The following is a 24,300-nucleotide window of genomic DNA, read 5'->3' on the forward strand; positions in this document are numbered from 1 at the left end:
GCGTCCCGACGGCAGATTCCGCGGCCCGGTCATGACCGAGCTGCATCTGGCCGTGGGGCTCGACGGCTACGGGTGGCACCCCCACGCGTGGCGATACGCCTTCGCGCACAACGCAACCGGCGGCGGGCAACTCAGCGGGCGATACTGGGCCGCGCTGGCCGCCACCGCCGAACGTGGCCTGCTGGACTTCCTGACCATCGACGACAGCCTGGATGCGCAGCCGGGCCGCCGGCCCGAGATCTCGCCGCGGCGCCTGGCGGGGCGCGCCGACGCCACGCTCGTGGCCGCGCGCATCGCGCCGGTCACCGCACACATCGGACTCATCCCCGTCGCGACGGTCACCCACACCGAGCCGTTCCATGTCTCGAAAGCGATTGCGACGCTTGACCATATTTCGCACGGCCGGGCCGGCTGGCAGGTGCGGGTGAGCGCGACGGCACACGAGGCGGCGCTGTTCGGCCGGCGATCCGCCCCCGACGGCGACGAACTTTTCCGCGAGGCCGCCGACGCCGTGGAGGTGGTGCGCCGCCTCTGGGACAGCTGGGAGGACGGCGCCGTCATCCGCGACGTGGCGACCGGCCGCTACATCGATCGCGACAAGCTGCACTACATCGACTTCGCCGGCGAGCACTTCTCGGTCAAGGGACCGTCCATCACCCCGCGCCCTCCCCAGGGCCAGCCGGTGGTGGCGGCGCTGGCGCACGCGCCGCGCGTCTACGAATTCGCCGCCGCCAGCGCCGACCTGGTGTTCGTCACCCCACGCGACGAGGAATCGCTGCGCGCGATCCTGGCCGAGGTCGGCCACGCGCAGCGTGCGGCGGGCCGCACGATCCAGGCCTACGCCGATCTGGTGGTGTCGCTGGGTGAGGATCTGCTGACGCCGGGCGCGGCCATCTCCTCCGACGCGCACGTGTTCCATGGCCGCGCAAGCGATTTGGCGGAGCTGCTGCTCGCCTGGCAGGACGCCGGGGTCGACGGGGTGCGGCTGCGGCCCGCGGTCAACGCGATCGACCTGCCCGCGATCGTCGACGACCTGGTGCCGCTGCTGCAGCGCGCCGGGCGGTTCCGCACCCGCTACCGCGAGGGCGAGACGCTGCGCGACCGCCTTGGCCTGGCGCCCGCCCCCAACCGCTACGCGACGGCGCCGTCATGAGCCTCACTCCCCTGTCGATCCTGGACCTGGCACCCATCAGCGCCGGCAGCGACGCCGCGACGGCGCTGCGCAACACCATCGACCTGGCCCAGCACGCCGAACAATGGGGCTACAAGCGTTACTGGCTCGCCGAGCACCACTTCGTCGCGGTGGCCAGCTCGTCACCGGTGACGCTGATCGGCCAGATCGCCGCGGCCACCGAACGCATTCACGTCGGATCGGCCGCCGTGCAGGTCGGCCACACGACGGCGCTTGCCGTGGTGGAGAGCTTCGGCATCCTCGACGCGTTGCATCCCGGCCGCATCGACATGGGCCTGGGCCGCTCCGGGCAGCGGCGGCAAGAGGCCGCGACCTCGCGCGCCCCCCAGCCCGACCGCGCGCCCGAGCCGTGGCGGGACGTCGACGGCCTGCTCGTCCCCACACCGTTCGACCAAACCCCGCTGATGAGATCCGAACGGATGCGGGCGCAGGCGTCGGTGCTCGCCCAACCGTGCGCGCAGCCGGCGGATTTCGCCGACCAGGTCGCCGACATCGAAGCGATGCTGGACGGCACCTACGCCGTCGACGGCCATCAGCTGCGGGCGGTTCCCGGCGAACACGCGCAGCTGACACCGTGGATCTTCGGCAGCACCAAGGGACAGAGCGCCGAGGTGGCCGGCGCCCGCGGGCTTCCGTTCGTCGCCAGTTACCACATCACCCCCGGCACCGCGCTCGACGCGATCACCGCGTACCGCAACGCCTTCCGCCCCTCCGCCCGGCTGGCGCGGCCGTACGTGGTGGTGTCGGCCGACGTCGTGGTCGCCGAGGACAGCGCCACCGCGCGCTACCTCGCGTCCAGTTACGGCCACTGGGTGTATTCCATTCGTAGCGGCCGGGGCGCGATCCCCTACCCGGATCCCGACTTCTGCGAACCCCTGACCGAGGCCCAGCAGGCATTGGTGGCCGACCGCACTTCAACACAATTCGTCGGCAACCCCGATGAGGTCGCCGACCGGCTCGAGCTGCTGCGCCGGGTCACCGGTGCCGACGAACTTGTCATCACGTCCGTCACCCACCGGCACGCCGACCGGCTGCGCTCGCATGAACTGATCGCCAAACGATGGGGGCTGACCGGATGACCGTTCGAGATGCGGGACAGCGCAAGCAGATACACCTGGGCGCCCACTTCCCCGGGGTGAACAACACGACGGTGTGGTCGGATCCGAGCGCGGGCAGCCAGATCGCGTTCGAATCGTTTGTGCACCTTGCCCAGACCGCCGAGCGGGGGCTGTTCGACTTCTTCTTCCTTGCCGAGGGGCTGCGGCTGCGCGAGCACCGCGGCAAAATCCACGATCTCGACGTCGTCGGCCGTCCCGACACGTTCACCGTGCTGGCCGCGCTCGCCGCGGTGACCGACCGACTCGGCCTGGCCGGCACCATCAACACCACCTTCAACGAACCCTTCGAGGTGGCAAGGCAATTCGCGACGCTGGACCACCTGTCCGACGGGCGTGCGGCGTGGAACATGGTCACCTCCTCCGACGCGTTCACCGGGGAGAACTTCCGCCGCGGCGGATTCCTCGCCCACGCCGACCGATACCACCGGGCCGAGGAGTTCATCCGCGTCGCGCGCAAGTTCTGGGACAGCTGGGCACCCGACGCCGTGATCGCCGACGTCGACGCCGGCACCTACGCCGACCCGACGCGCATCCACGTCGTCGACCATTTCGGTCCGCAGTTCGGCGTCCACGGCGTGGCCGCGCTGCCCGCCGGGCCGCAAGGCCACCCCGTGCTGTTGCAGGCCGGTGACTCCAGCGACGGCCGCGACTTCGGCGCCAGGCACGCCGACGCCCTGTTCACGCTGCACGGTTCGCTCGAGGCGGGGCAGCGCTACTACGCCGACGTGAAGGGCCGCGCCGCCGCCCACGGGCGCGACCCCGACCAGCTCAAGGTCCTGCCCGGCGCGACGTTCGCGCTGGGAGACACCCCCGACGAGGCGCAGGACAACGCGCGCCACATCCGCGAGCAGCAGGTCAGCGGTCCGACCGCGATCGCGTTTCTCGAGCAGGTGTGGGGCGTGGACCTGTCGGCCTACGATCCCGACGGACCCCTGCCCGACGTCGACCCCGTCGAGAACCCGAACATCACGAGGGGACGCGTCCGGCACGGCGATCCCACGACGGTCGCCCAAACCTGGCGGGCGCGAGCGGAGGCCGAAAACCTCTCGATCCGGGAGCTGATCATCGAGGTGACCAGCCGCCAGCAGTTCGTCGGAACGCCGCAGCAGGTGGCCGCCGAGATCGACCGCTACGTGCAGTCGGACGCCTGCGACGGCTTCATCCTGGTGCCGCACCTGACGCCGCACGGCCTCGACGAGTTCGTCGACAAGGTGGTCCCGCTGCTGCAGGAGCGCGGCAGCTTCCGCACCGAGTACCGCGGCCACACGCTGCGCGAGCATCTGGGTTTGTCGCCGACGCCGGGATGGGCGGGAAATCCGGCCGGTATCGCGAGCGGGCAGTGACGGCCGGGCGGCCCGCTGAATTTTGCTGCTCCCCCGCCTGGACTCGAACCAGGAACCCTTCGGTTAACAGCCGAATGCTCTGCCAATTGAGCTACAGGGGACTAACCCGATCGCGGGACGACTCTAGCGTACTGGCACGACCGCGCCCAACTGGCGCGGGTCGCCACCGTCTCACCCGGTCGACCGCGCACGCACCCCACCCGGTGAGGCAGGATGGAGCCATCGATAGTCGGGAGGAACGCTTTGATCCGGTATGTCGTGGTGCTGGGACTGGGTTACGTGCTGGGCTCGAAAGCCGGTCGTCGGCGATACGAGCAGATCGTCGGCACCTATCGAGCGCTGACCAGCAGCCCGGTGGCCAAGTCGATGATCGAGGGGGGACGCCGCAAGATCGCGAACCGGATCTCCCCGGACGCCGGCTTTGTCACGCTGGCGCAGATCGACGACCAAACCGCCATCATGGAACGCGACGTCGAGCCGCTGCCCGACGAGGAGCTCGAGACCTCTACTCGTCGCCGCTAGCCTGCTCCAGCAGGCTGCGCCGGTAGGCCTCCATCGCTACCAGGTCGCCGAACAACGCGTGATACTCGTCGCCCTGTTCGATCGGCGACATGCGCTGCAACTTCGACTTCACCTCGGCGATCTGCCGGCCCATCCACACCTCTTGCAGGCGGGCCAGCACGCCGGCGATGTAGCGCGGCATTTTCTCCTCGTCGACCTGGATGGCCTCGACGCCCAGCTCGCTGATCAGCGCGGCCGTCAAGGGCGACGACGCCCGATCGCGCACCACCTCGAGCCACTGCGCCCCGGTGACCCCGCTCGACGTGCCGCCTGCGGTCTCGATCGCCGCGCGGATGGCGGCGTAGCCGGGGTGGGTGAAGCTCTCGACGGTCAGCGTGTCGAAGACCGGGCCGGCCAGCGCCGGATACTGCAACGCCGACTTGAGTGCCTCCCGTTGGGGCCACAGGGTGGGGTCGCGGGGGTCGGGACGGCTGGCCGCGGCATGGGCCGCGGCGGCGGGTTGCTCCGCGCGCCGCGACGCCTTGGGTCCGGCGCCGCCGCGGGCCGGGATTTTGGCGTTCTTGGATTGGCCGCGCACCCGGTCGATGACCTGCGCGACGTCGTCCCAGCCGACCCACCCGGCGAGCTGGCGGGCGTACTCGTCGCGCAGCGTGGGGTCCTTGATCTGGCCCACCATGGGCACGCAGCGCCGCAGCGCGGCCACCCGGCCCTCGGCGCTGTCCAGGTCCATCTCGGCGAGCGCCGACCGGATTGCGAACTCGAACAACGGCGTTCGCCGGGCCACCAGGTCGCGCAGGGCGCCGTCGCCGGACTTCAGCCGGAGATCGCAGGGGTCCATGCCGTCCGGCGCGACGGCCACGAACGACTGCCCCGCCAGGTTCTGCTCGCCGCCGAACGCCTTGAGGGCGGCGGCCCGCCCGGCCGCGTCGCCGTCGAACACGTAGATCAGCTCGCCGCGAAAGAAGCTGTCGTCCATCATCAGTCGGCGCAGCATCGCCAGGTGCTCGTCGCCGAACGCGGTGCCGCACGACGCCACGGCGGTGGTGACCCCGGCCAGATGCATCGCCATCACGTCGGTGTAGCCCTCCACGACGACGGCCTGATGGCCCTTGGCGATGTCGCGTTTGGCCAAGTCGATGCCGAACATCACGTTCGACTTCTTGTACAGCAGCGTCTCCGGGGTGTTGATGTACTTGGCTTCCATCGGGTCGTCGTCGAAGAGCCGCCGGGCGCCGAAACCGATCACCTCGCCGGCCGAGGAACGGATGGGCCACAGCAGGCGGCGGTGGAAGCGGTCCATCGGCCCGCGGCGCCCCTGCCGCGACAGGCCCGCCGCTTCCAGCTCTTTGAACTCGAAACCCTTGCGCACCAAGTGCTTTGTCAGTGAGTCCCATCCCGACGGCGCGAACCCGCAACCGAAGTGACGGGCCGCCTCGGCATCGAAGTTGCGCTCGGTCAGATACTGCCGTGCCGGCGCCGCCTCGTCGGATTCCAGCGCCGCGGCGTAGAACTCTGCCGCGGCCGCGTTGGCCGCGACGAGCCGGCTTCGGCTGCCGCGGTCGCGCTGCACGCTGGTCGCCGGGCCGGAGTAGGTGATGGTGTGACCGATCCGGTCGGCGAGCAGCTCGACCGCCTCGACGAAGCTGACGTGCTCGATCTTCTGGATGAAGGCGTACACGTCGCCGCCCTCGCCGCAGCCGAAGCAGTGGAAGTGGCCGTGGTTGGGGCGGACGTGAAACGACGGCGACTTCTCGTCGTGAAACGGACACAGCCCCTTGAGCGAATCCGCGCCCGCGCGCCGCAACTGCACGTAATCGCCGACCACTTCGTCGATGCGCACCCGCTCGCGGATGGCGGCGATGTCGCGGTCCGGAATCCGGCCGCGGCCCCGGGCGCGCGCGTCGCCGTCGCTCCGTGAACTTGCCGGGCTTGACATCGGCTCAGTCTAAGCGCGCGGCGGCGAACGCTATCCCGTTCCGATGACGCCGCACGCGACGCGATCCATCGCGTTCTCGGTGTCCTGGGCGCCGTGCAGCATCAGCGCGGTCTTGGTACCGGCCAGCAGGTCGTCCCGGGTGAACGAATCGGTGGTGGTGACCAGGTAGGCCGCGCCGTCCTGGCGCACCTCGAGCGTCGCCAGGTCGCCGCTCTCGGGCTTGCCGGTGTGGCCGGGCGCCTGGTAGTGGCCGCCGGCGGACAAGAAGTTGCCCGGCGCACCGCCGGTGGGGGCCACCGAGTTCGGCTCGCACTTGCCGATCTCGTGGACGTGCAGGCCGTGCAGGCCGGGGGTCAGGATGCCGGTCGCCACCGTCTTGACGGTGACGGTCACATAGTTGCCGGTGAAGTCGAAGGTCGCGGTGGCCGCCGTCCGGCCGTCGGGTGTCTTCAACTCCGCGCTGAGCGAGCCGCCGGCGGGTGCCGGGGTCGTCGCCTCCCCGGAGGACGTCGGTGCGGCGGTTTTCACCGGCGGGGTGGTGCCCGGCTGGCTGCTCTCGTGCTGCGGTGAACTGCAGGCGGTCATGGCGACGACGGGAAGCCCCATCAGAAGGGAGGCCATCAAAGGCGAGCCGCTGAATTTCTTCATGTCGGGCAGCCTAACTCGCGGCGGCCGCGCCGATCCCCGGGCCGGACGAGTTGCGCCCCCCGACCCGCTACGGGCCGGCCTGGCGGGCGTCGATCCGTTCCAGCCGGCCCTCGGTGTAGGAGGCGATTTGATCGACGATGACCCGCCACCGGGCGCCGTCGTCGGCCGCGGTGTTGAAGGCCGCAGCGAAGACCGGGTCGAGGGTTCGGGGGGCTCCCGCGTACAGCCAGTGGGCCACCCGGTGGATGCGCTCACGCTGACCGGCCTGGGTTTCCTGATGGCGCGGGTCGGACATGATGAACTGCAGCGCCAGGATTTTCAGCAGCGCGACCTCGGCCCGCACCAGATCGGGAACCTGCAGCTCGGCCCGGTAGCGCACCAACGGTCCGGGTCCGGCCGCCGCGCGGGTGGTGGCGATGGCGGCCGAGGCGAACCTCCCGACCAGCTCGCTGGTCAGCCGCTTGAGCGCGACCGACGCCGCGAGCGTGGCGTCGTACTTGCCCACGGCGGCGACCACCGGCAGCGCCGACAGCCGTCGCGCGGCCGCCATGAAATCGTCGGCGCGCACCCGGGAAAATTCGGTCTCGCCGAGTTTGGCCAGCGCGGCCGCCTCGTCGTCGTCGGCCAGCACCCGCAGGTCGATGCGTTGGGAGACGACGCCGTCCTCCACGTCGTGCACCGAATAGGCCACGTCGTCGGCCCAGTCCATCACCTGCGCCTCCAGGCACATCCGGCCCTCCGGGCCGCCCGCGCGCATCCAGGCCGCCGCCTCGCGGTCGGCGTCGTAGAACCCGAACTTGCGCGCCGCGCTCCCATGGCCTTCGCCGCGGAACCACGGGTATTTGGTGACCGCGTCCAGCGACGCGCGAGTCAGGTTCAGACCCGCGCTGTTGCCTTGGGCGTCAAGCACTTTGGGCTCGAGGCTGGTCAGGATTCGGAAATTCTGGGCGTTGCCCTCGAAGCCGCCATAGTTCGCCGCGACCTCGTCGAGGGCGCGCTCGCCGTTGTGGCCGTAGGGCGGGTGGCCGATGTCGTGGGCCAGGCCGGCCAGGTCGACCAGGTCGAGGTCGCAGCCCAGGCCGACGGCCATTCCCCGCCCGATCTGGGCGACCTCGAGGGAGTGCGTCAGCCGGGTGCGCGGCGTGTCCCCTTCCCGCGGCCCGACGACCTGGGTCTTGTCGGCCAGCCGGCGCAGGGCGGCGCTGTGCAGCACCCGGGCGCGGTCGCGGGCGAAGTCGGTGCGGTGCTGACCTTCGGTGCCCGGCAGACCCGCGGTCTTCGCGGCTTCGGTCACCCGTCGCTGACGGTCGAAGTCGTCGTAGGGGTCGCGCTGATTCCTGGTCACCGACGCACAGTCTGCCAGGGAATGCCCGCCCAAGTCCGGCTCGACTCGGGCCCGCAGGCGTGTGTCGGCCGGGGCTAGATTGGCCCTATGCGCACCGCTCGCCTGCTCGCCGTGCTCGCGACGCTCCTGACGGTCGGCCTCGGCGGCGGGCTGCTGTCGGCACCGGCCGCCGGCGCGCAACCATCATTTTGGTTGGCCGACTACGTCACCGACAACGCGGGGGCCCTGTCGGATTCCGGTCGCAGCACCGTCACCGCCGCCGTCAACAAGCTCTACACCGACCGCCACATCCGGCTCTGGGTGGTCTACGTCGACGACTTCTCCGGGCAGAGCCCGACCGGGTGGGCACAAGGCACCGTGCGCGCCAGCGACCTGGGCGGCTACGACGCGCTGCTGGCCGTCGCGACCACCAGCCGCGCCTACGCCTTCCTGGTGCCGTCCACCATCAAGAGCGTCAACGCCGGTCAGGTCGACAGCTTGCGGCGCAACAAGATCGAACCCGCCCTGCACAACGGTGACTGGAGCGGCGCCGCGGTGGCCGCGGCGAACGGGCTCGACGCGTCGCCCGGTTCGTCGGGGCGGGTGATCCTGCTGGCCACGCTGGCGGGCATTCTCATCGCGCTGGCCGGCCTGCTGCTGGTGATGCGTCATCGCGGGCAGCGCCGACGGGCCGCGGCGTTGGCGGCCGCGCGGCGCGTCGACCCCACCGACGTCGACGCGCTCGCCGCGCTGCCGCTGCAGACGCTCGACGACCTGTCCCGCGCGCTGGTGGTGGACGTCGACAACGCGCTACGCACCAGCGCCAACGAATTGGACCTGGCGGTCGGCGAATTCGGCGAAGAGCGCACCCGACCCTTCACGAGCGCGGTGGCCAACGCCAAAGCGGCTCTGTCCCAAGCGTTCACGGTGCGCCAACAACTCGACGACTCCACACCGGAAACACCCGCCCAGCGGCGCGAACTGCTCACCCAGGTGATCGTCTCGGCGGCGCGGGCCGACCGCGAGCTGGAGTCACAGACCGAGGCCTTCGAGAAGCTGCGCGACCTCGTGATCAACGCCGCGTCGCGGCTGGATGCGCTGACGCGGCAGTACGTGGAACTCACCACCCGTCTGGCGCCGGCGGAGCAACGGCTGGCGGCGCTGCACCACGACTTCAGCGCTGCCGCACTGACTTCGGTGTCCGGCAATGTCACGACGGCCAAGGAGCGGCTGGCGTTCGCCGACCGCAACATCGGCACCGCCCGTGAGCTGGCCGCCCACGCCGTCACCGGTGGGCAGGCCGGCTTGGTCGATGCGGTCCGGGCCGCCGAGTCCGCCCTCGGGCAGGCGCGGGCGCTGCTCGACGCGGTGGACAACGCGGCCAGCGACATTCAGCACGCGATCGACGGGCTGCCGTCGGCCGTCGCCGACACCAAGGATGACATCGCACGCGCCAACGAACTGCTGCAGAAAAAACCCACGCGCAGCGGCGATTTGGTGGCGGCCCGCGACGCGGCCACCAGGGCCGTCGAGAGCGCCCGCGCCGGCGGATCCGAAGATCCGCTGGCCGCCTTCGGACAGGTGACCAAGGCCGACGCCGCGCTCAACGGGCTGCTGGCCACCCTGGCCGAGGAACAGGCCACCGCCGAGCGACTCAACCGATCACTGGAACAGGCCTTGTTCACCGCGCAATCGCGGGTGCGCGCGGTGTCCGACTACATCGACACGCGCCGCGGCAGCGTCGGCCCCGACGCCCGCACCCGGCTGGCCGAGGCCAAGCGCCACCTGCAGGCCGCGCAGGACAAGGGCGCGACGAACCCGAACGAAGCGATCGCCCACGCCAATGCGGCGTCGACGCTGGCCGCTCACGCTCAGTCACTGGCGAACGACGACGTGCAGGCGATGCAGCGCGCCTACACGCGTGGCGGCGGCAGTGACATGGGCGCGATGCTCGGCGGCATCATCATCGGCGACCTGCTCAGCGGGGGGATGCGGGGCGGATTCGGCGGCTGGAGCCCGACGTCGTTCGGTGGCTCGCCGGGTTCTTCCGACGGCGGGTTCATGGGTGGTGGCGGCCGATTCTGACGCGCCGCGCGCGGTGACCGCGGCGGCTTTCGGTTCTCTACCTACCGGTCTTCAGCCGGCGGCCGGGGAATGCGGGATCACGCCCACGGGCCGTGCCCCGGCTTCGCCTTCCCACCCGCTCCAGACGCCGTCGGCGACCGCCGTCGGGCGGGGCGCGTCGAGTGTCTCCTCCGTGGTGTCGGCGCTCGCGTCCGACTTCGGCGCCCAGTGGTCGTAGTCGTCGGGCGGAACGACCACCCCCCACTTGAGTGGGACCGATAAACCGCCGAGCACACCGCACTCACCGCGTACTGCCGCCACCGTGTCATCGGGTAACGGCGAACCGAGAGGCAAAAGCACCCCTGCCCCCTTCCACAGCCGATCTAAGCGTTCGGGCGCTGTGGCGAACCTATTTACACCAACCGGTGACATCGTAAGACAAACCGAAGAAAATATGCGGGAATTGCCAATTTTCCTTAATTTGAGCGTGTATCGGACCACGCGGGCCTCTCGCCGACCGGTAAGGGGACCGCCGCGCGGGCCACGCGGGCCGGCGACACCGGGGAACTCGGGCGCCATCCCGGACGATCGGCCGTCGATTCCTACGGACAAACTCCTTGCCGCACAGCACGTTAGGTTAAACCGTCGTGATCGGATCGAGCGGTCGGCCGCGGGTGCGCAGGGGGTCCGGCTCCGCGCTTCCCGCTCGGGGCAACGCATGCGAGCGCGCGTTGTTACGGGACGAATTATATGAATTCGCATATTGCGGTACGGCGTTGCTTGGCCGCCCCGGCCAACCTAGTCGGAATTTCCGGTTTCTCACGCAGTGCACTCCATGCACATCCGCAACAGCGGCACCGCGATTATCGGGTTCGCGGCACCACTTTGGGCCGTGACCGCACCACCTCCGCCTTGGTGCCGCGCTTGTCCCCCTCGGGCCCCTTGTCGCCCACCGGCATGGCCGTCATCGGCACGCCGTTACCCGACCCGGCCGCGGCCGACGTCGCCGCGGGCGCTCCGGTGGCCACACCCGACACCGCCGGTGCGGGCACGTACGCCGGCATCGACCCTTGCCACGCCGCGGGCACCGACATCGCCCCGACGAACCGCGCGGTCCCCAGGCCCGCCGACGCGACGCCCAGCGCGCCCAGCCCCCCGCCCGCCAGCGGTTGCAGGTCGGACAGCACGCTATGGGCGCTGCGCGGGGCCTCGGCGGCGGCCACGTTGGTGGCGCTGAGCAATATCGGCGCCGGCGCCGCCGGCGCCGCGGCCGCCACCGGGCCGGTGCTCTGGGCCAGCGCCACCATGGGCGGCATCAGCGCGCCGGCCGGGTACATGCCGGCCTGGGCCACCGTCGTCAAGGTCGCCACCGGCGTCGAGGTCATCAACGACGTCAGCGACGAGACCGCCGGGGAGAGCGCCATGAACACCGACTGCAGCTGCGACGCGAACGCGGTCCCCAGCGAGGACAAGCCCTGGAAAAACTGGGACGCGAGCGTCAGAGGCGCCGTCACCAGGTCGGCCAGGCCCGCCAGGCCCGCGGACGCCGCGCCGCCGCCGAGACCCGCGGGCGGCGGGGTGAACGCCGGCAACGTCTCCACCAGCGTTTGGGCCCCCGCGTGATAGCCCACCATCGCGGCCACATCCTGCGCCCACATCTCGACGTACTCCAGCTCGGTCTGCGCAATCGCCGCCGTGTTCTGGCCGAAGAAGTTGGTCGCGATCAGGATCAGCAACCGGGCACGATTCGCCAGCACCGCCGGCAGCGGCACCGTCGCGACCACCGCCCCCTCGAACGCCAGCGCCGCCAGCCGGGCCCGGATCGCGGCCACCTCCGCCTCCGCGGCGGCGATCAGCAGCCATTGCACGTAGGGCGCCGCGGCGGCCGTCATCGATGCCGACGAAGGACCCGTCCAGGGGCCCGCCGCCAGGTCCGTCACCACGGTGTTGAACGAGGCCGCCGAGGACGACAGCTCCGCCGCCAGTCCGTCCCACGCGGAGGCCGCCTCGAATAGAGGTCCAGCACCGGGGCCGCCGACTATCAAGGCCGAGTTGATTTCCGGAGGGAAGAACAAAAACGCGGGAATCATCCACACCCCAACCGACCGAGTCAACGGCTCCAGCGACAGACGCCCGACATCCGCCCATGGCTCAACTAGCTATCTACTTATGCCCCACGGCAGATCCTAGGGCACCGCCACCATCGCGGCCCGATTTTTAAGCAAACCTTATTTCGCAAATGCGAACCGGCGACGGCGCATCATTCACGGCGGCGCGAGTCGGCCAGACGCGCACCGACGCAACGGGACCCGATATGGCACCGCCGACGGCGGCCCGGTGATTAGCAGCCTTTGAGCCGTGCCGCCAGATAATCGGCCACGGTGTTCATCGCGACGCGTTCCTGGGTCATGTCGTCGCGCCGGCGCACCGTCACGGCGTTGTCCTCGAGTGAGTCGAAATCCACCGTCACACAGAACGGCGTGCCGATCTCGTCCTGGCGCCGATAGCGCCGCCCGATCGCGCCCGCATCGTCGAAATCGATATTCCAAAACTGGCGCAGTTCGGCCGCCAGATCGCGGGCCTTGGGGCTCAGGTCGGCGTGCCGGGACAGCGGCAGCACCGCCGCCTTGACCGGGGCCAGCCGCGGGTCCAGCCGCAGCACCGTGCGCTTTTCCATCTTGCCCTTGGCGTTCGGGGCCTCGTCCTCGACGTAGGCGTCGATCAGGAACGCCATGAACGACCGCGTCAAACCCGCCGCGGGCTCGATGACATACGGGATGTAGCGTGCGTCGGTCGCCTGGTCGTAGAAGGACAGGTCGACGCCGGAATGCTTTGAATGCGTCGCCAAGTCGAAATCGGTGCGGTTGGCGACGCCCTCCAGCTCACCCCACGGGTTACCGGCGAAGCCGAATTTGTACTCGATGTCGACGGTGCGATCGGAGTAGTGCGACAGTTTGTCGGCCGGGTGTTCAAACAACCGCAGGTTCTCCGGATCGATACCCAACTCGACATACCATTGCAGCCGGGTGTCGATCCAATACTGATGCCATTCCTTCGCGGTCGAGGGCTCGACGAAGAACTCCATTTCCATTTGCTCGAACTCGCGCGTGCGGAAAATGAAGTTGCCCGGGGTGATCTCGTTGCGAAAGCTCTTGCCTATCTGGCCGATGCCGAAGGGCGGTTTCTTGCGCGCGGTCGTCACCACGTTGGCGAAGTTGACGAAGATGCCCTGCGCGGTCTCCGGACGCAGATAGTGCAAGCCCTCCTCGGTCTCGATCGGACCCAGGTAGGTCTTGAGCATCATGTTGAATTCGCGGGGCTCGGTCCACTGCCCGGGCTCGCCGGTGTCGGGGTCGCGGATGTCGGCCAGTCCGTTGGGCGGCGGGTGGCCGTGCTTGGCCTCGTAGGCCTCGATGAGATGGTCGGCGCGGTAACGCTTATGGGTGATCAGCGACTCGACCAGCGGGTCATGGAAGACCTCGACGTGGCCCGAGGCCACCCACACCTGCCGCGGCAAGATGATCGACGAATCCAGGCCCACGACGTCGTCGCGCCCGCTGACCACCGCGCGCCACCACTGACGTTTGATGTTCTCTTTGAACTCCACACCCAACGGGCCGTAGTCCCACGCCGACCGGGTTCCACCGTAGATCTCTCCCGAGGGAAAAACGAAGCCGCGCCGCTTGGCCAGATTCACTACGGTGTCGATGACGGACGCCACGGGGTGGTGCACTCCCTTTCCGGGGTTGGGTGGGCGCGCCTGGCGGCCGACCGCCGTGCGCAGAGCATCAGTCATGGTAGCGATCGGCGCCGCGGTCTTTGACATGCGTCATCATGCATGTGACAGTGGAGGGCAGCCGATACGGCGGATACTTTCCCACTACCTGGCACTTCTCGAGGTGATGCCGCTCCCATGATGTCCCCCTCACGTTCTGCGTCGATGCCGTCCGCCACCGACGGCGACATAGGAACGGACCTGGACGCGGTCACCCACGACCACGGCGGACTCGGCGCCGGTGGGCACTCCGTACTGGCCGATTACCCCGTCCCACCCCCGCGGGAGATCCTCGACGCCGCGGGCGAGTTGTTGCGGGCGCTGGCGGCGCCGGTGCGCATCGCCATCGTCCTGCAGCTGCGCGAGTCGCATCGCTGCGTGCACGAGCTGGTGGACGCGCTCGGCGTGCCCCAGCCGCTCGTCAGCCAGCACCTGAAGATTCTCAAGGCGGCGGGCGTGGTTGCCGGCGAGCGGTCCGGGCGCGAGGTGCTGTACCGGCTCGCCGATCATCACCTCGCGCACATCGTGGTGGACGCCGTCGCGCACGCGAGCGAGGACGCCCCGTGACATCAGGAGCGAGCGTTCGCTCGACCCGTCAGCGCGCGGCGATCTCGACGCTGTTGGAGACACTCGACGAATTCCGCTCGGCGCAGGATCTGCACGACGAGCTGCGCCGGCGCGGCGAGAACATCGGGCTGACCACCGTCTACCGGACGCTGCAGTCGATGGCCGCGGCGGGAATGATCGACACGCTGCGCACCGACACCGGCGAGTCGGTCTACCGCAGGTGTTCGGAACACCATCATCACCACTTGGTCTGCCGCAGTTGCGGATCCACGATCGAGGTGGGCGATCACGAGGTCGAGGAGTGGGCGACGGCCGTGGCCGCCAAGCACGGCTTCTCCGACGTCAGCCACACCATCGAGATCTTCGGCACCTGTTCGGAGTGCATGCCCTGACGATTACGCCGTCAGCGTGCGGCGTACCTGGGCGCCGGTGTCGAGCACCAGCAGGATCAAGGTCCTCAGCGCATCGTCGGTGAGGCCGGCGCCGGGAAAGTTGTAGCGCAGCATCACATCGGCGTTCTTGGCCGCGCCCTTGCCCGAATTACGCTGCACGGCTTTGTCATTGACCTTCTCGATGAGGCTGACGCTGCCGAAGTTGCTGTCGCGCGCCTGCTTGGCCACCTGATCGCTCAGCTTCTTGGTCAGCGGCAGATCCCACGCCAATATCTGGGTGAGCGATACCAGGTCGAGGCCCTCGGCGATGTTCACCACCCGCAACGAGGCGATGGTGCCGTCATGGTGAACGGTCAGCGCGCCGTCGGTCTCCTCCTGCAGCGCAAGGACATCGCGGAGGATCGACGCCAGACGCTCCTGCAGCGAGGGCACTATGCGCTCCCGAACCGGCGATCGCGGGAGGCGTATTCCTCGCAGGCGGCCCACAGGTCGCGCCGGTCGTAGTCGGGCCACAGCTTGTCCTGAAAGACGTACTCGGCGTAAGCGGCCTGCCACAGCATGAAATTGCTGGATCGATGCTCCCCCGAGGTCCGCAGGAACAGGTCCACGTCGGGGATGTCGGGCCGCTGCAGGTGGTTCGCCACCGTCGACTCGGTGATGCGCTCCGGGTTCAGTCGTCCGGCCGCGGCCAGCCGTGCGATTTCCTTTGTGGCTTCGGCGATTTCGGCGCGGCCACCGTAGTTCACACAGTAGTTGACGGTGATGACGTCGTTGTCCTTCGTCAGGTCTTCTGCGATCGCCAGCTCATTGATCACGCTGCGCCACAGGCGGGGCCGCGACCCGACCCACCGGATCTTGACCCCGATCGCATTCAGGTTCACCCGGCGCATCCGCACCACGTCGCGGTTGAAGCCCATCAGGAAGCGGACCTCTTCGGGCGAACGCTTCCAGTTCTCGGTCGAGAAGGCGTACAGGCTGAGCCACTTGATCCCGATTTCGATTGCACCACAGACGATGTCGATGACGACGGCCTCCCCGGCTCGATGACCGTCGGTACGGGTCAGCCCCTGCTGGGTGGCCCAGCGGCCGTTGCCGTCCATGACGATGGCCACATGGTTGGGCAGCCGGTCGGCCTCGATCCTGGGCGCGGCCGCCTTGGAGGTGTGCTGCGGCGGCCGGCACGGGCCGCCGTCGGCGGACGGCGGCAGCTCCGGAAACACGACGGGCCAGGTCGACTTGTCGGGGAAGACCGGATAGTCGTGGGGGGCGGCGGGCAGCTGCGGGAAACCGCGGTGTGTCACTAGCGCCCCACTGGCCTCGGTCGGACGGCGTGTGTCTTGTGCCCACCTCCGAGCGACACGTTCGGGTGACCCGCTTTTGTCGCTCGGAGGTGGGCACAACACATGCCGGTTGACGCAGATGCGGGTGTGACGGATGTGATCACCGCCCGTCCGCCGGCCCAGACTTTAGCCACAGTCCATATCCTGCCCGATCAGCGTCGCGCGCTGATCGGCGATGGTGCGGTCGACGTGATACGTCCGTTCGACGAGCGGCAACGTCTTGAGCTGCCGCTCCAAATGCCATTGCAGGTGCGCCGCCACCAGACCGCTGACGTAGTTGCGGTGCGACTGCGGCGTCTTCTCGGCGAAGTCCCAATCGCCGTCGTGCAGCGCCGACATCAGGTCCAGCACCCCCGGCGGCGGCGTCGTCGAACCGGCCGGGCGGCAGTGGGTGCAGACGCTGCCGCCGGCGCCGACATGAAACGCACGATGGGGACCGGGCGTGGCGCAACGGGCGCACTCGTTCAGCGCCGGCGCCCAACCGGCGATGCCCATCGCCCGCAGCAGGTAGGCGTCCAGCAGCAGGCCCCGGGACCGGCGGCCGTCGGCCACCGCCCGCAGGGCGCTCACCGTGAGCCCGTGCAGGGCCGGGGCGGGCGCCCGCTCCTCACCGGCGAGGCGTTCGGCGGTTTCCAGCATGGCGCACCCGCAGGTGTAGCGGCCGTAGTCGCTGACGATGTCGGTGGCGAACGCGTCGATCGAGACGACCTGGGTGACGATGTCGAGGTTGCGGCCGGGATGCAACTGCGCGTCGATGTGCGCGAATGGCTCCAGCCGCGCACCGAATTTGCTGCGGGTACGACGAACGCCCTTGGCCACCGCGCGGACCAGCCCGTGATCACGGGTCAGCAGGGTGACGATCCGGTCGGCTTCGCCGAGCTTGTGCTGGCGCAGCACAACAGCTCGGTCTCGGTATAGCCGCATCCCCATAGTTTTGCACCCCGCCGCGACATTGCGGGTATCCGCGCCGTCTAGTCTCGTACCCCGTGATTGGCGCTTCGGGGTCGGGAGTCGGGTCCATTTCCGGGTCCGGCAACCAGCGCCTGCCCACGCTGACCGACCTGCTCTATCAGTTGGCCAGCCGCTCGGTGACGTCCACCACCCTGGTGGGTCGTTCGCTGCACGCCATCCACGCCAGCCAGCCCACGCTGAACGCCTTCCGGGTGGTGCTCACCGAGTCGGCGCTGGCCGACGCGGCCGAGGCCGACCGGCGCCGCGCGGCCGGGGACACCGCCCCGCTGCTGGGCATCCCGATCGCCGTCAAGGACGACGTCGACATTGCCGGCGTGCCCACTGCGTTCGGCACCGAGGGGACGGTTCCGCCGGCGACGCACGACGCCGAGGTGGTGCGCCGCCTCAAGGCCGCCGGCGCGGTGATCGTGGGCAAGACCAACACGTGTGAGCTCGGCCAGTGGCCGTTCACCAGCGGACCCGGTTTCGGGCACACCCGCAACCCCTGGTCGCGGCGGCACACCCCCGGCGGGTCGTCGGGCGGCAGCGCCGCGGCGGTGGCCGCGGGCCTGGTCACGGCCGCCATCGGGTCCGACGGCGCCGGCAGTATCCGCATCCCCGCGGCATGGACGCACCTGGTGGGCATCAAGCCGCAGCGCGGACGGATCTCGACCTGGCCGCTGCCGGAGGCGTTCAACGGCATCACGGTCAACGGCGTGCTGGCCCGCACGGTCGCCGACGCGGCGCTGGTGCTCGACGCCGCGTCCGGCAACGTCGAGGGGGACCGTCACAAACCGCCCGCGATCACCGCCTCCGACTATGTGGGCAAGGCGCCCGGCCCGCTGAACATCGCGCTGTCAACCCGGTTTCCCTACACCGGTTTCCGGCCCAAGCTGCACCCGGAGATCCTGGCGGCGACGCGCGCCGTGGGTAACCAACTCGAACTGCTGGGCCACACCGTGGTGTCCGGCAACCCCGACTACGGCATGCGGTTGTCGTGGGACTTTCTCGCCCGGTCCACCGCGGGCCTGCGGGATTGGGAGGAGCGCTTGGGCGACGGCGTCGTGCTGGACCCCCGGACCCTGTCCAACCTGCGCATGGGCGCCGCGCTGGGGCAGGCGATCCTGCGCAGCGCCCGCCGCCACGAGGCGGCCGACCAGCGCCGGGTCGGTTCGATCTTCGACATCGTCGACGTGGTGTTGGCGCCGACCACCGCCCAGCCCCCGCCGCTGGCGCGGGCCTTCGACCGGTTGAGCGGCTTCGGCACCGACCGGGCCATGATCGCGGCCTGCCCGCTGACGTTCCCGTGGAACGTCCTGGGGTGGCCGTCCATCAACGTTCCGGCGGGCTTCACCTCCGAAGGCCTGCCGATCGGCGTGCAGCTGATGGGCCCGGCCAACAGCGAGGGCATGCTGATCTCGCTGGCCGCCGAGCTCGAAGCCGTGTGCGGATGGGCCAGCAAGCAGCCCCAACCCTGGTGGCACCAGAGCGCGGACACCCCTCCGGCGCCCGCGCCCAGCGGCTGAGATCACCGCCGCGTCCCGCCGTCTGGGCAGGTCGGAGCGGTGAATTTCCTGCCGACGAGGCGGGTACACGTTCGCCATGGACCAATCCGACGCCCCACTGCTCGATGCGCTGGCCGACTATCGGGAAAAGAACCGATACGGGTTCACGCCGCCCGGCCACCGGCAGGGCCGCGGCACCGACGAGCGGGTCCTCGCGGTCCTGGGCCGTGAACCCTTCCTCGACGACGTACTGGCCAGCGGCGGCCTGGATGACCGCCGGACCAGCAACAAGTACTTGAAGAACGCCGAAGACCTGATGGCCGAGGCAGTGGGCGCGGACACCGCGTGGTTCTCCACCTGCGGCAGTTCCCTGTCGGTGCGGGCGGCGATGATGGCGGTGGCCGGCGGCGAGGGCAGCCTGCTGGTCAGCCGCGACAGCCACAAGTCGATCGTGGCGGGGCTGATCTTCTCCGGCGTGCAGCCGCGCTGGATCACCCCCCGCTGGGACGCCGCGCACCACTTCTCTCATCCGCCCTCGCCGGAGCAGGTCGAACAGGCCTGGGACAAGCACCCCGAGGCCGCCGGCGCGCTCGTCGTCAGCCCCAGCCCCTACGGCACCTGCGCCGACATCGCCGGGATCGCCGAGGTGTGTCACCGGCGCGGAAAGCCGCTGATCCTCGACGAGGCGTGGGGCGCACACCTGCCGTTCCACGAGGACCTGCCGACCTGGGCGATGGACGCCGGCGCGGACGTCTGCGTGGTCAGCGTGCACAAGATGGGCGCCGGTTTCGAGCAGGGTTCGGTGTTTCACCTGCAGGGCGACCTGATCGATCGGGATCGCCTGTCCGCCTGCGCGGATCAGCTGATGACCACCAGTCCCAGCGTCCTGTTGTACGCCGCCATGGACGGCTGGCGCCGGCAGATGGTGCAGCACGGTCATGAATTGCTCGGTGCCGCACTCGATTTGACGCGACACGTGCGTGAGGAGATCGAACTCATCCCGGATGTGGAGGTTCTCGACGACGAGTTGCTCGGCGCGCAGGCGTCCCACGACCTGGACCGGATGCAGGTGCTGATCGACGTATCCGCGACGGGCACTTCGGGTTATCAGGCCGCCGACTGGCTGCGGGCGCACGCGCACATCGACGTGGGGATGAGCGATCACCGCCGCATCCTGGCCACCCTGTCGATGGCCGACGACAAGGAGACCCTGGGGCGTCTCACCGACGCGCTGCGCGCGTGGCGCACCGCCGCCGACGACTTCGAGCCGCCGCCGAGCATCGCGCTGCCCTCGCCCGACGAGCTGCAACTGGAGTCCGTCGAGTTGCCGCGTGACGCGTTTTTCGGGCGGGTGGAAACGGTGTCCACGGACAGCGCCGCGGGCCGCATCGCCGCCGAGCAGATCACCCCCTATCCCCCGGGCATCCCCGCCGTCGTGCCGGGTGAGCGTCTCAACGATGCCGTGCTGGACTATCTTTGCTCGGGCGTCAATGCCGGCATGAATCTGCCCGATGCGGCCGATCCGTCGCTGAACACCATCCGGGTGCTCGCCACGTAGAAAGCCCGCTAAAAGCCCAGCCGGCCAAGCTGTTTGGGGTCGCTCTGCCAGTTCTTGGCGACCTTGACGCGCAGGTCGAGGTACACCTTGGTGCCCAGCAGCTTCTCGATCTGGGCGCGCGCGGCGGTGCCGACGTCGCGCAGCCGGGCCCCGCCCTTGCCGATGATGATGCCCTTCTGGCTGTCGCGTTCGACGTAGAGCAGCGCGTGCACGTCGATCAGGTCGTCGCGGTCCTCCCGCGGGCTGACCTCGTCGATGACCACGGCCAACGAGTGCGGCAGCTCGTCGCGCACCCCCTCCAGGGCCGCCTCCCGGATGAGCTCGGCCATCAACACCTCTTCGGGTTCGTCGGTCAGTTCCCCGTCGGGGTAGTAGGCGGGCCCGGGCGGCAGCGCCGCGGCCAGCACGTCGATCAGGACGTCCATTTGCGTCCCGGCCACCGCCGACACCGGGACGATCTCGGCCTGCTCGCCGACCAGCGCGCTGACCGCGACCAACTGCGCGGCGACCCGGTCCTTGGGCGCCTTGTCGATCTTGGTGACGATGGCGACCAGTGTCGCCTTGGGCGCGGTCGCCCGAATCTGCTCGACGATCCACCGGTCGCCCGGGCCGATCGCCTCGTCGGCCGGGATGCACAGCCCGATCACGTCCACCTCGGCGTAGGTGTCGCGCACCAGGTCGTTGAGCCGCTTGCCCAGCAGGGTGCGCGGGCGGTGCAGACCCGGCGTGTCGACCAGGATGATCTGGAAGTCGTCCCGGTGCACGATCCCCCGGATGGTGTGCCGGGTGGTTTGTGGCCGTTTCGAGGTGATCGCGACCTTGGTCCCGACGAGCGCGTTCGTCAGGGTCGACTTCCCGGTGTTGGGCCGGCCGACCAAACATACGAAGCCGGAACGGAATTCAGTCATGCTGCGGGGGTTCCTCGCCATCGGGTGAGCCGTCGGATTCGACGGGGCTGAGCAGGACGGTGCCGATGCGTACCCGCCCACGGTGATCCGTGCCGCCCTCGGCGTGCAGCCGCAAACCGTGGGAGATCACCTCGGCGCCCGGCAGCGGCACCCGGCCCAATTCCAGGGCGAGCAGCCCGCCGACGGTGTCGACGTCGAGGTCGTCGTCGAACTGCACGCCGTACAGTTCGCCGAGGTCCTCGATCGGCAGCCGAGCCGACACCCGAAAACGCTTGTCGCCCAGGTCTTCTATCGGCGCCGTCTCCGCCTGGTCGTACTCGTCGGCGATCTCGCCGACGATTTCTTCGAGCACGTCTTCGATGCTGACCAGGCCGGCGATCGCGCCGTACTCGTCGACGAGCAGGGCCATGTGGTTGCGGTCGCGCTGCATTTCGCGCAGCAGGGCGTCCAAGGGCTTGGAGTCCGGCACGAAGACCGCCGGCCGCATCACCTGCGCCACCGGGATGGTCCGCCCGCCGCCGCCCGACAAAAACGTCTGCTGGACAAGGTCTTTCAGGTACACGACGCCGACGATGTCGTCGACGTTCTCGCCGATCACCGGGATGCGGGAATGGCCGCTGCGCACCGCCAGGTTGATGGCTTGGCTGGCGAATTTGTCGCTTTCGATCCAGATCATCTCGGTGCGCGGGACCATGACCTCGCGGGCCGGGGTGTCGCCGAGTTCGAAGACCGACTGGATCATCCGGCGTTCCTCGGCGGCGACCACGCCACGCTGCTGAGCCAGGTCGACGACCTCGCGCAGCTCGATCTCCGAGGCGAACGGCCCGTTCCTCAACCCGCGCCCCGGGGTGACCGCGTTACCCAGCACCACCAGGAGCCGGCTGATCGGCATCAACAACCACGAGATCGCTTGCAGCGGAAGCACCGTCGTCAACGCGATGGAATAGGCGTGTTGGCGGCCGAGGGTGCGCGGGCCCACCCCCATGACGACGAAGCTGGTCACCACCATGATGGCCGCGGCGCCGAACAATCCCCACTTCAGCCCGAAGTTGTCATAGAGGAACACCACCAGCAGCACGGTCGCGGTGATCTCGCAGGTGATCCGCAGCAGCACAACGAGGTTGATGTAGCGGGGACGCTCCGACATCACCTTGGACAGCGCCACCGCGCCCGGCCGCTCGTCGCGCACCATTTCCTGAACACGGGCCAGCGACACCGTGCTGATGGCCGCATCGATCGCGGCGAAAAGCCCGCCCAGCGCGATCAACGCGACCGCGGCGAACAGCTCAGACCAGCCGGTCAACGGTCATCCCTCGACGTGGTCACTATTCCCCTGTGGCATCACGAGGACTCAGCGGCGTCGTCCTCGCTGCGGTTCCGGCGATTGAGCAGCCAGGCGACCAGGCCCACCACCACGGCGAACCCACCGAAGCGCAGCGCCATGGTCCACACGGATTGGTGGGGTTGGCCGGGCTCCGGGTGGTGAACGGCGAGCAGCACCAAGAAGCCGCCGTCGTCGGTGAGGCCGACGCCCGGCGTCGGCTGGGTCTTGATCACCCGGATCTGGGCGGGCGCGCTGCTGGAGTTGTCGATCTGGCCCCAGGCCAGGGTGGAGTCGTCGAGCAGGAACGTGTCCTGGCTCCCCGGGGATTGGCTACCGTCGTGGCCCACCACCGCCACGTGGCCCACTTCCACGGTCTCGCCCTTGGCGGGAACGGACACGACGACGTTGTCGTACAGCTTCGGGGGCGCCGGCGGCTTGTAGTCCGGCGGCGGTGGCCCGTTGTATCCGTTGAGCGGTAGCGAGCCACCCCCGTAGAAGCTGCCCGAGGCCACATAGCTGTCGCCGACCGCGGTGAACGGGACGACGCCGACGGTCGCGGCGTCGAGCACCATCCGCGCTCCGCGCGGGAGGTACAGCTGCTGGTAGGCGCCGTTGTAGAAGTAGCGGAACGTCATCGCCTGATTGAGCGGGTTGTAGAGGGTTGGGCGGCGGTAGGCATCGTCGTAGTCGACGTAGTCCCAGTGGCGCGGCCGCACGAACCGGTGCTCGTCGATCTTGAGGATGTCGACGTTTTGCCGGTGGGCATTCACCACGTTTTGCACCTGCTGGTTGAAGTCCACCTCGGTCGGCGGCTTCGGCGGGTTGGCGGGGTCGGCGCGGGTTACCGGCGCGGCCTTCGCCGCTGCGATCGCCACCGAGGGCGCATCCAGCCCTCGCGGCGGCGCGACCACCGGGGCGTTTCGCGGCGCATCGGGGCCGGGCGGATTGATCTCGAGCACCGGGACGGTGTTTTGGCCCGCGTTGGGCGGCGGCAGGACCACCGGTTGCTGCACCGGCGGCGGAAGCGGGGGCGGTTCGTACGCCGGGATGGGCACCTGCGGAACCGGTGTCGGCGCGTTGCTCGCGGGCCCCTGGACGCCGCGCTTGTCCTCGTTGCACACGTTCGCCGTGTGATAGGCGTTCACGTAGAACATGCAGCGCTGGCAGGACACGGGGTTCGAGCCCGCGCCGGCGCAGGGCGCCGCCTGTGCCACCGTGCCGGGGATGGCGACGATCATCGAGATCGGCGCGAACGCGATGGCTGCCGCCACCAGGATCCTGAGTCGGCTCAATTGTCGAAATACCTTGACTTGTCAAGCAATCGGCGATCGCGCTCTTCCTGGCGGTCCTGGCGGTAGGCCTCGACCTGGTCGGCGACCCACTCCTCGAGCAACCGGTCCTGCAGCGCGAACATCTCCTTTTCCTCGTCCGGCTCGCCGTGGTCGTAGCCGATCAGGTGCAGCACCCCGTGGATGGTCAGCAGCGCCAGCTCGTGCCCCAGGCTGTGCCCCGCCGCGGCGGCCTGACTGGCCGCGAATTCCGGGCACAGCACGATGTCGCCCAGCATCGAGGGCCCGGGCTCGGGGGCGTCCGGGCGCCCGCCCGGTTCGAGCTCGTCCATCGGGAAGCTCATCACGTCGGTGGGCCCGGGCAGGTCCATCCAGCGCATGTGCAGGTCGGCCATCGCCGCGGTGTCCAACAGCACCATCGACAGCTCGGCCGCCGGATTGACGTCCATCTTGGCGATGACATGCCGCGCGACGCTGATCAACTCGGCCTCGGAGACGTCGATGCCCGACTCGTTGGATACCTCAATGCTCATGGAACCCGCTC

General features: G+C 69.4%; 21 protein-coding genes, 1 tRNA gene and 1 pseudogene. 9 read left to right on the plus strand and 14 right to left on the minus strand.

Annotated features, from left to right (window positions below):
• Positions 1–31 precede the first annotated feature (31 nt).
• Genes QGN31_RS16515 through QGN31_RS16525 form a run of 3 tightly spaced genes read left to right on the plus strand, consistent with a single transcriptional unit; the run spans position 32 to position 3,653 of the window.
• The gene (locus QGN31_RS16515; protein ID WP_008255643.1) at positions 32–1,153 is read left to right on the plus strand and encodes an LLM class flavin-dependent oxidoreductase; all 1,122 of its coding nucleotides are present in this window, start codon (positions 32–34) and stop codon (positions 1,151–1,153) included.
• Entirely contained in the window at positions 1,150–2,271 is a 1,122-nt protein-coding gene (locus QGN31_RS16520) for an LLM class flavin-dependent oxidoreductase (protein WP_008255641.1), read from the plus strand. The genes QGN31_RS16515 and QGN31_RS16520 overlap by 4 nt, the downstream gene beginning before the upstream one ends.
• Entirely contained in the window at positions 2,268–3,653 is a 1,386-nt protein-coding gene (locus QGN31_RS16525; protein ID WP_008255635.1) for an NtaA/DmoA family FMN-dependent monooxygenase, read from the plus strand. The genes QGN31_RS16520 and QGN31_RS16525 overlap by 4 nt, the downstream gene beginning before the upstream one ends.
• Positions 3,654–3,681: 28 nt before the next feature.
• On the opposite strand, the gene QGN31_RS16530 is transcribed toward QGN31_RS16525, so the two are convergent.
• Positions 3,682–3,754, minus strand: a tRNA-Asn gene (locus QGN31_RS16530).
• 142 nt (positions 3,755–3,896) lie between these two features.
• On the opposite strand from QGN31_RS16530, the gene QGN31_RS16535 reads away from it, so the two are divergent.
• The gene (locus QGN31_RS16535; protein ID WP_009953068.1) at positions 3,897–4,175 is read left to right on the plus strand and encodes a hypothetical protein; all 279 of its coding nucleotides are present in this window, start codon (positions 3,897–3,899) and stop codon (positions 4,173–4,175) included.
• Here the strand turns inward: QGN31_RS16535 and dnaG are convergent.
• The 3 genes from dnaG to QGN31_RS16550 form a co-directional block, all read right to left on the minus strand.
• A complete protein-coding gene (gene dnaG, locus QGN31_RS16540) occupies positions 4,159–6,111 on the minus strand; it encodes a DNA primase (protein WP_014382309.1) in 1,953 nt (650 codons plus the stop codon). The two genes, QGN31_RS16535 and dnaG, sit on opposite strands and share 17 nt — an antisense overlap.
• A gap of 30 nt (positions 6,112–6,141) precedes the next feature.
• A complete protein-coding gene (sodC, locus tag QGN31_RS16545) occupies positions 6,142–6,759 on the minus strand; it encodes a superoxide dismutase[Cu-Zn] (protein WP_008255630.1) in 618 nt (205 codons plus the stop codon).
• 67 nt (positions 6,760–6,826) lie between these two features.
• The gene (locus QGN31_RS16550; RefSeq protein WP_014382307.1) at positions 6,827–8,104 is read right to left on the minus strand and encodes a deoxyguanosinetriphosphate triphosphohydrolase; all 1,278 of its coding nucleotides are present in this window, start codon (positions 8,102–8,104) and stop codon (positions 6,827–6,829) included.
• 87 nt (positions 8,105–8,191) lie between these two features.
• Here QGN31_RS16550 and QGN31_RS16555 point away from each other — a divergent pair, with 87 nt between their 5' ends.
• A complete protein-coding gene (locus QGN31_RS16555; RefSeq protein WP_014941693.1) occupies positions 8,192–10,168 on the plus strand; it encodes a TPM domain-containing protein in 1,977 nt (658 codons plus the stop codon).
• Between the two features lie 194 nt (positions 10,169–10,362).
• Here the strand turns inward: QGN31_RS16555 and QGN31_RS16560 are convergent.
• The 3 genes and pseudogenes from QGN31_RS16560 to QGN31_RS16570 form a co-directional block, all read right to left on the minus strand.
• A pseudogene (locus QGN31_RS16560) lies at positions 10,363–10,507 on the minus strand (hypothetical protein); the annotation flags it as partial.
• A gap of 503 nt (positions 10,508–11,010) precedes the next feature.
• A complete protein-coding gene (locus tag QGN31_RS16565) occupies positions 11,011–12,237 on the minus strand; it encodes a PPE family protein (protein WP_014382304.1) in 1,227 nt (408 codons plus the stop codon).
• A gap of 251 nt (positions 12,238–12,488) precedes the next feature.
• A complete protein-coding gene (locus QGN31_RS16570) occupies positions 12,489–13,880 on the minus strand; it encodes a glycine--tRNA ligase (protein WP_008255621.1) in 1,392 nt (463 codons plus the stop codon).
• A 183-nt stretch (positions 13,881–14,063) separates the two neighbouring features.
• Here QGN31_RS16570 and QGN31_RS16575 point away from each other — a divergent pair, with 183 nt between their 5' ends.
• Positions 14,064–14,489 (plus strand): ArsR/SmtB family transcription factor, encoded by a 426-nt coding sequence (locus QGN31_RS16575; protein ID WP_170320583.1) that lies wholly within the window; start codon positions 14,064–14,066, stop codon positions 14,487–14,489.
• The gene (locus tag QGN31_RS16580; RefSeq protein ID WP_008255605.1) at positions 14,486–14,881 is read left to right on the plus strand and encodes a Fur family transcriptional regulator; all 396 of its coding nucleotides are present in this window, start codon (positions 14,486–14,488) and stop codon (positions 14,879–14,881) included. Before QGN31_RS16575 ends, QGN31_RS16580 begins: the two co-directional genes overlap by 4 nt.
• 3 nt (positions 14,882–14,884) lie before the next feature.
• On the opposite strand, the gene QGN31_RS16585 is transcribed toward QGN31_RS16580, so the two are convergent.
• The 3 genes from QGN31_RS16585 to recO all read right to left on the minus strand — a co-directional run bounded on the left by QGN31_RS16585 (position 14,885) and on the right by recO (position 17,145).
• Positions 14,885–15,313 carry a hypothetical protein gene (locus QGN31_RS16585; protein WP_008255604.1) on the minus strand — a complete coding sequence of 143 codons (429 nt, stop codon included), beginning with the start codon at positions 15,311–15,313 and terminating at the stop codon, positions 14,885–14,887.
• Complete coding sequence (locus QGN31_RS16590; protein ID WP_201407036.1) at positions 15,313–16,182, minus strand: decaprenyl diphosphate synthase; 870 nt, start codon at positions 16,180–16,182, stop codon at positions 15,313–15,315. Before QGN31_RS16590 ends, QGN31_RS16585 begins: the two co-directional genes overlap by 1 nt.
• A 165-nt stretch (positions 16,183–16,347) precedes the next feature.
• Entirely contained in the window at positions 16,348–17,145 is a 798-nt protein-coding gene (recO, locus tag QGN31_RS16595) for a DNA repair protein RecO (RefSeq protein ID WP_008255600.1), read from the minus strand.
• A gap of 62 nt (positions 17,146–17,207) precedes the next feature.
• On the opposite strand from recO, the gene QGN31_RS16600 reads away from it, so the two are divergent.
• Together QGN31_RS16600 and QGN31_RS16605 are read left to right on the plus strand one after the other, a co-directional pair.
• Complete coding sequence (locus tag QGN31_RS16600) at positions 17,208–18,698, plus strand: amidase (protein WP_008255598.1); 1,491 nt, start codon at positions 17,208–17,210, stop codon at positions 18,696–18,698.
• A gap of 76 nt (positions 18,699–18,774) precedes the next feature.
• Positions 18,775–20,235, plus strand: coding sequence for an aminotransferase class I/II-fold pyridoxal phosphate-dependent enzyme (locus tag QGN31_RS16605; RefSeq protein ID WP_008255597.1), 1,461 nt, complete (start codon positions 18,775–18,777; stop codon positions 20,233–20,235).
• Positions 20,236–20,243: 8 nt separating this feature from the next.
• Here QGN31_RS16605 and era read toward each other — a convergent pair whose 3' ends face one another.
• Genes era through ybeY form a run of 4 tightly spaced genes read right to left on the minus strand, consistent with a single transcriptional unit; the run spans position 20,244 to position 24,289 of the window.
• Positions 20,244–21,143 (minus strand): GTPase Era, encoded by a 900-nt coding sequence (gene era, locus QGN31_RS16610; RefSeq protein ID WP_008255596.1) that lies wholly within the window; start codon positions 21,141–21,143, stop codon positions 20,244–20,246.
• Positions 21,136–22,446, minus strand: coding sequence for a hemolysin family protein (locus QGN31_RS16615; protein ID WP_008255591.1), 1,311 nt, complete (start codon positions 22,444–22,446; stop codon positions 21,136–21,138). The genes era and QGN31_RS16615 overlap by 8 nt, the downstream gene beginning before the upstream one ends.
• Positions 22,447–22,484: 38 nt before the next feature.
• Positions 22,485–23,705, minus strand: a complete 1,221-nt coding sequence (locus QGN31_RS16620) for a hypothetical protein (protein WP_263646491.1) — start codon at positions 23,703–23,705, stop codon at positions 22,485–22,487.
• 50 nt (positions 23,706–23,755) lie between these two features.
• Positions 23,756–24,289, minus strand: coding sequence for an rRNA maturation RNase YbeY (gene ybeY, locus QGN31_RS16625; protein ID WP_008255587.1), 534 nt, complete (start codon positions 24,287–24,289; stop codon positions 23,756–23,758).
• Positions 24,290–24,300: the final 11 nt, after the last annotated feature.

Source organism: Mycobacterium sp. 2-64 (assembly GCF_035918375.1).
Lineage (GTDB): Bacteria > Actinomycetota > Actinomycetes > Mycobacteriales > Mycobacteriaceae > Mycobacterium > Mycobacterium intracellulare.

What these genes read in the sequence shown, in the direction of transcription:
- QGN31_RS16515 (WP_008255643.1), top strand. Translation starts at nt 32, where the DNA reads ATGACCGAGCTGCATCTGGCCGTGGGGCTCGACGGCTACGGGTGGCAC.
- QGN31_RS16520 (WP_008255641.1), top strand. Translation starts at nt 1,150, where the DNA reads ATGAGCCTCACTCCCCTGTCGATCCTGGACCTGGCACCCATCAGCGCC.
- QGN31_RS16525 (WP_008255635.1), top strand. Translation starts at nt 2,268, where the DNA reads ATGACCGTTCGAGATGCGGGACAGCGCAAGCAGATACACCTGGGCGCC.
- dnaG (WP_014382309.1), bottom strand. Translation starts at nt 6,111, where the DNA reads ATGTCAAGCCCGGCAAGTTCACGGAGCGACGGCGACGCGCGCGCCCGG.
- sodC (WP_008255630.1), bottom strand. Translation starts at nt 6,759, where the DNA reads ATGAAGAAATTCAGCGGCTCGCCTTTGATGGCCTCCCTTCTGATGGGG.
- QGN31_RS16555 (WP_014941693.1), top strand. Translation starts at nt 8,192, where the DNA reads ATGCGCACCGCTCGCCTGCTCGCCGTGCTCGCGACGCTCCTGACGGTC.
- QGN31_RS16565 (WP_014382304.1), bottom strand. Translation starts at nt 12,237, where the DNA reads ATGATTCCCGCGTTTTTGTTCTTCCCTCCGGAAATCAACTCGGCCTTG.
- QGN31_RS16575 (WP_170320583.1), top strand. Translation starts at nt 14,064, where the DNA reads ATGTCCCCCTCACGTTCTGCGTCGATGCCGTCCGCCACCGACGGCGAC.
- recO (WP_008255600.1), bottom strand. Translation starts at nt 17,145, where the DNA reads ATGCGGCTATACCGAGACCGAGCTGTTGTGCTGCGCCAGCACAAGCTC.
- QGN31_RS16605 (WP_008255597.1), top strand. Translation starts at nt 18,775, where the DNA reads ATGGACCAATCCGACGCCCCACTGCTCGATGCGCTGGCCGACTATCGG.
- era (WP_008255596.1), bottom strand. Translation starts at nt 21,143, where the DNA reads ATGACTGAATTCCGTTCCGGCTTCGTATGTTTGGTCGGCCGGCCCAAC.
- QGN31_RS16620 (WP_263646491.1), bottom strand. Translation starts at nt 23,705, where the DNA reads ATGATCGTCGCCATCCCCGGCACGGTGGCACAGGCGGCGCCCTGCGCC.
- ybeY (WP_008255587.1), bottom strand. Translation starts at nt 24,289, where the DNA reads ATGAGCATTGAGGTATCCAACGAGTCGGGCATCGACGTCTCCGAGGCC.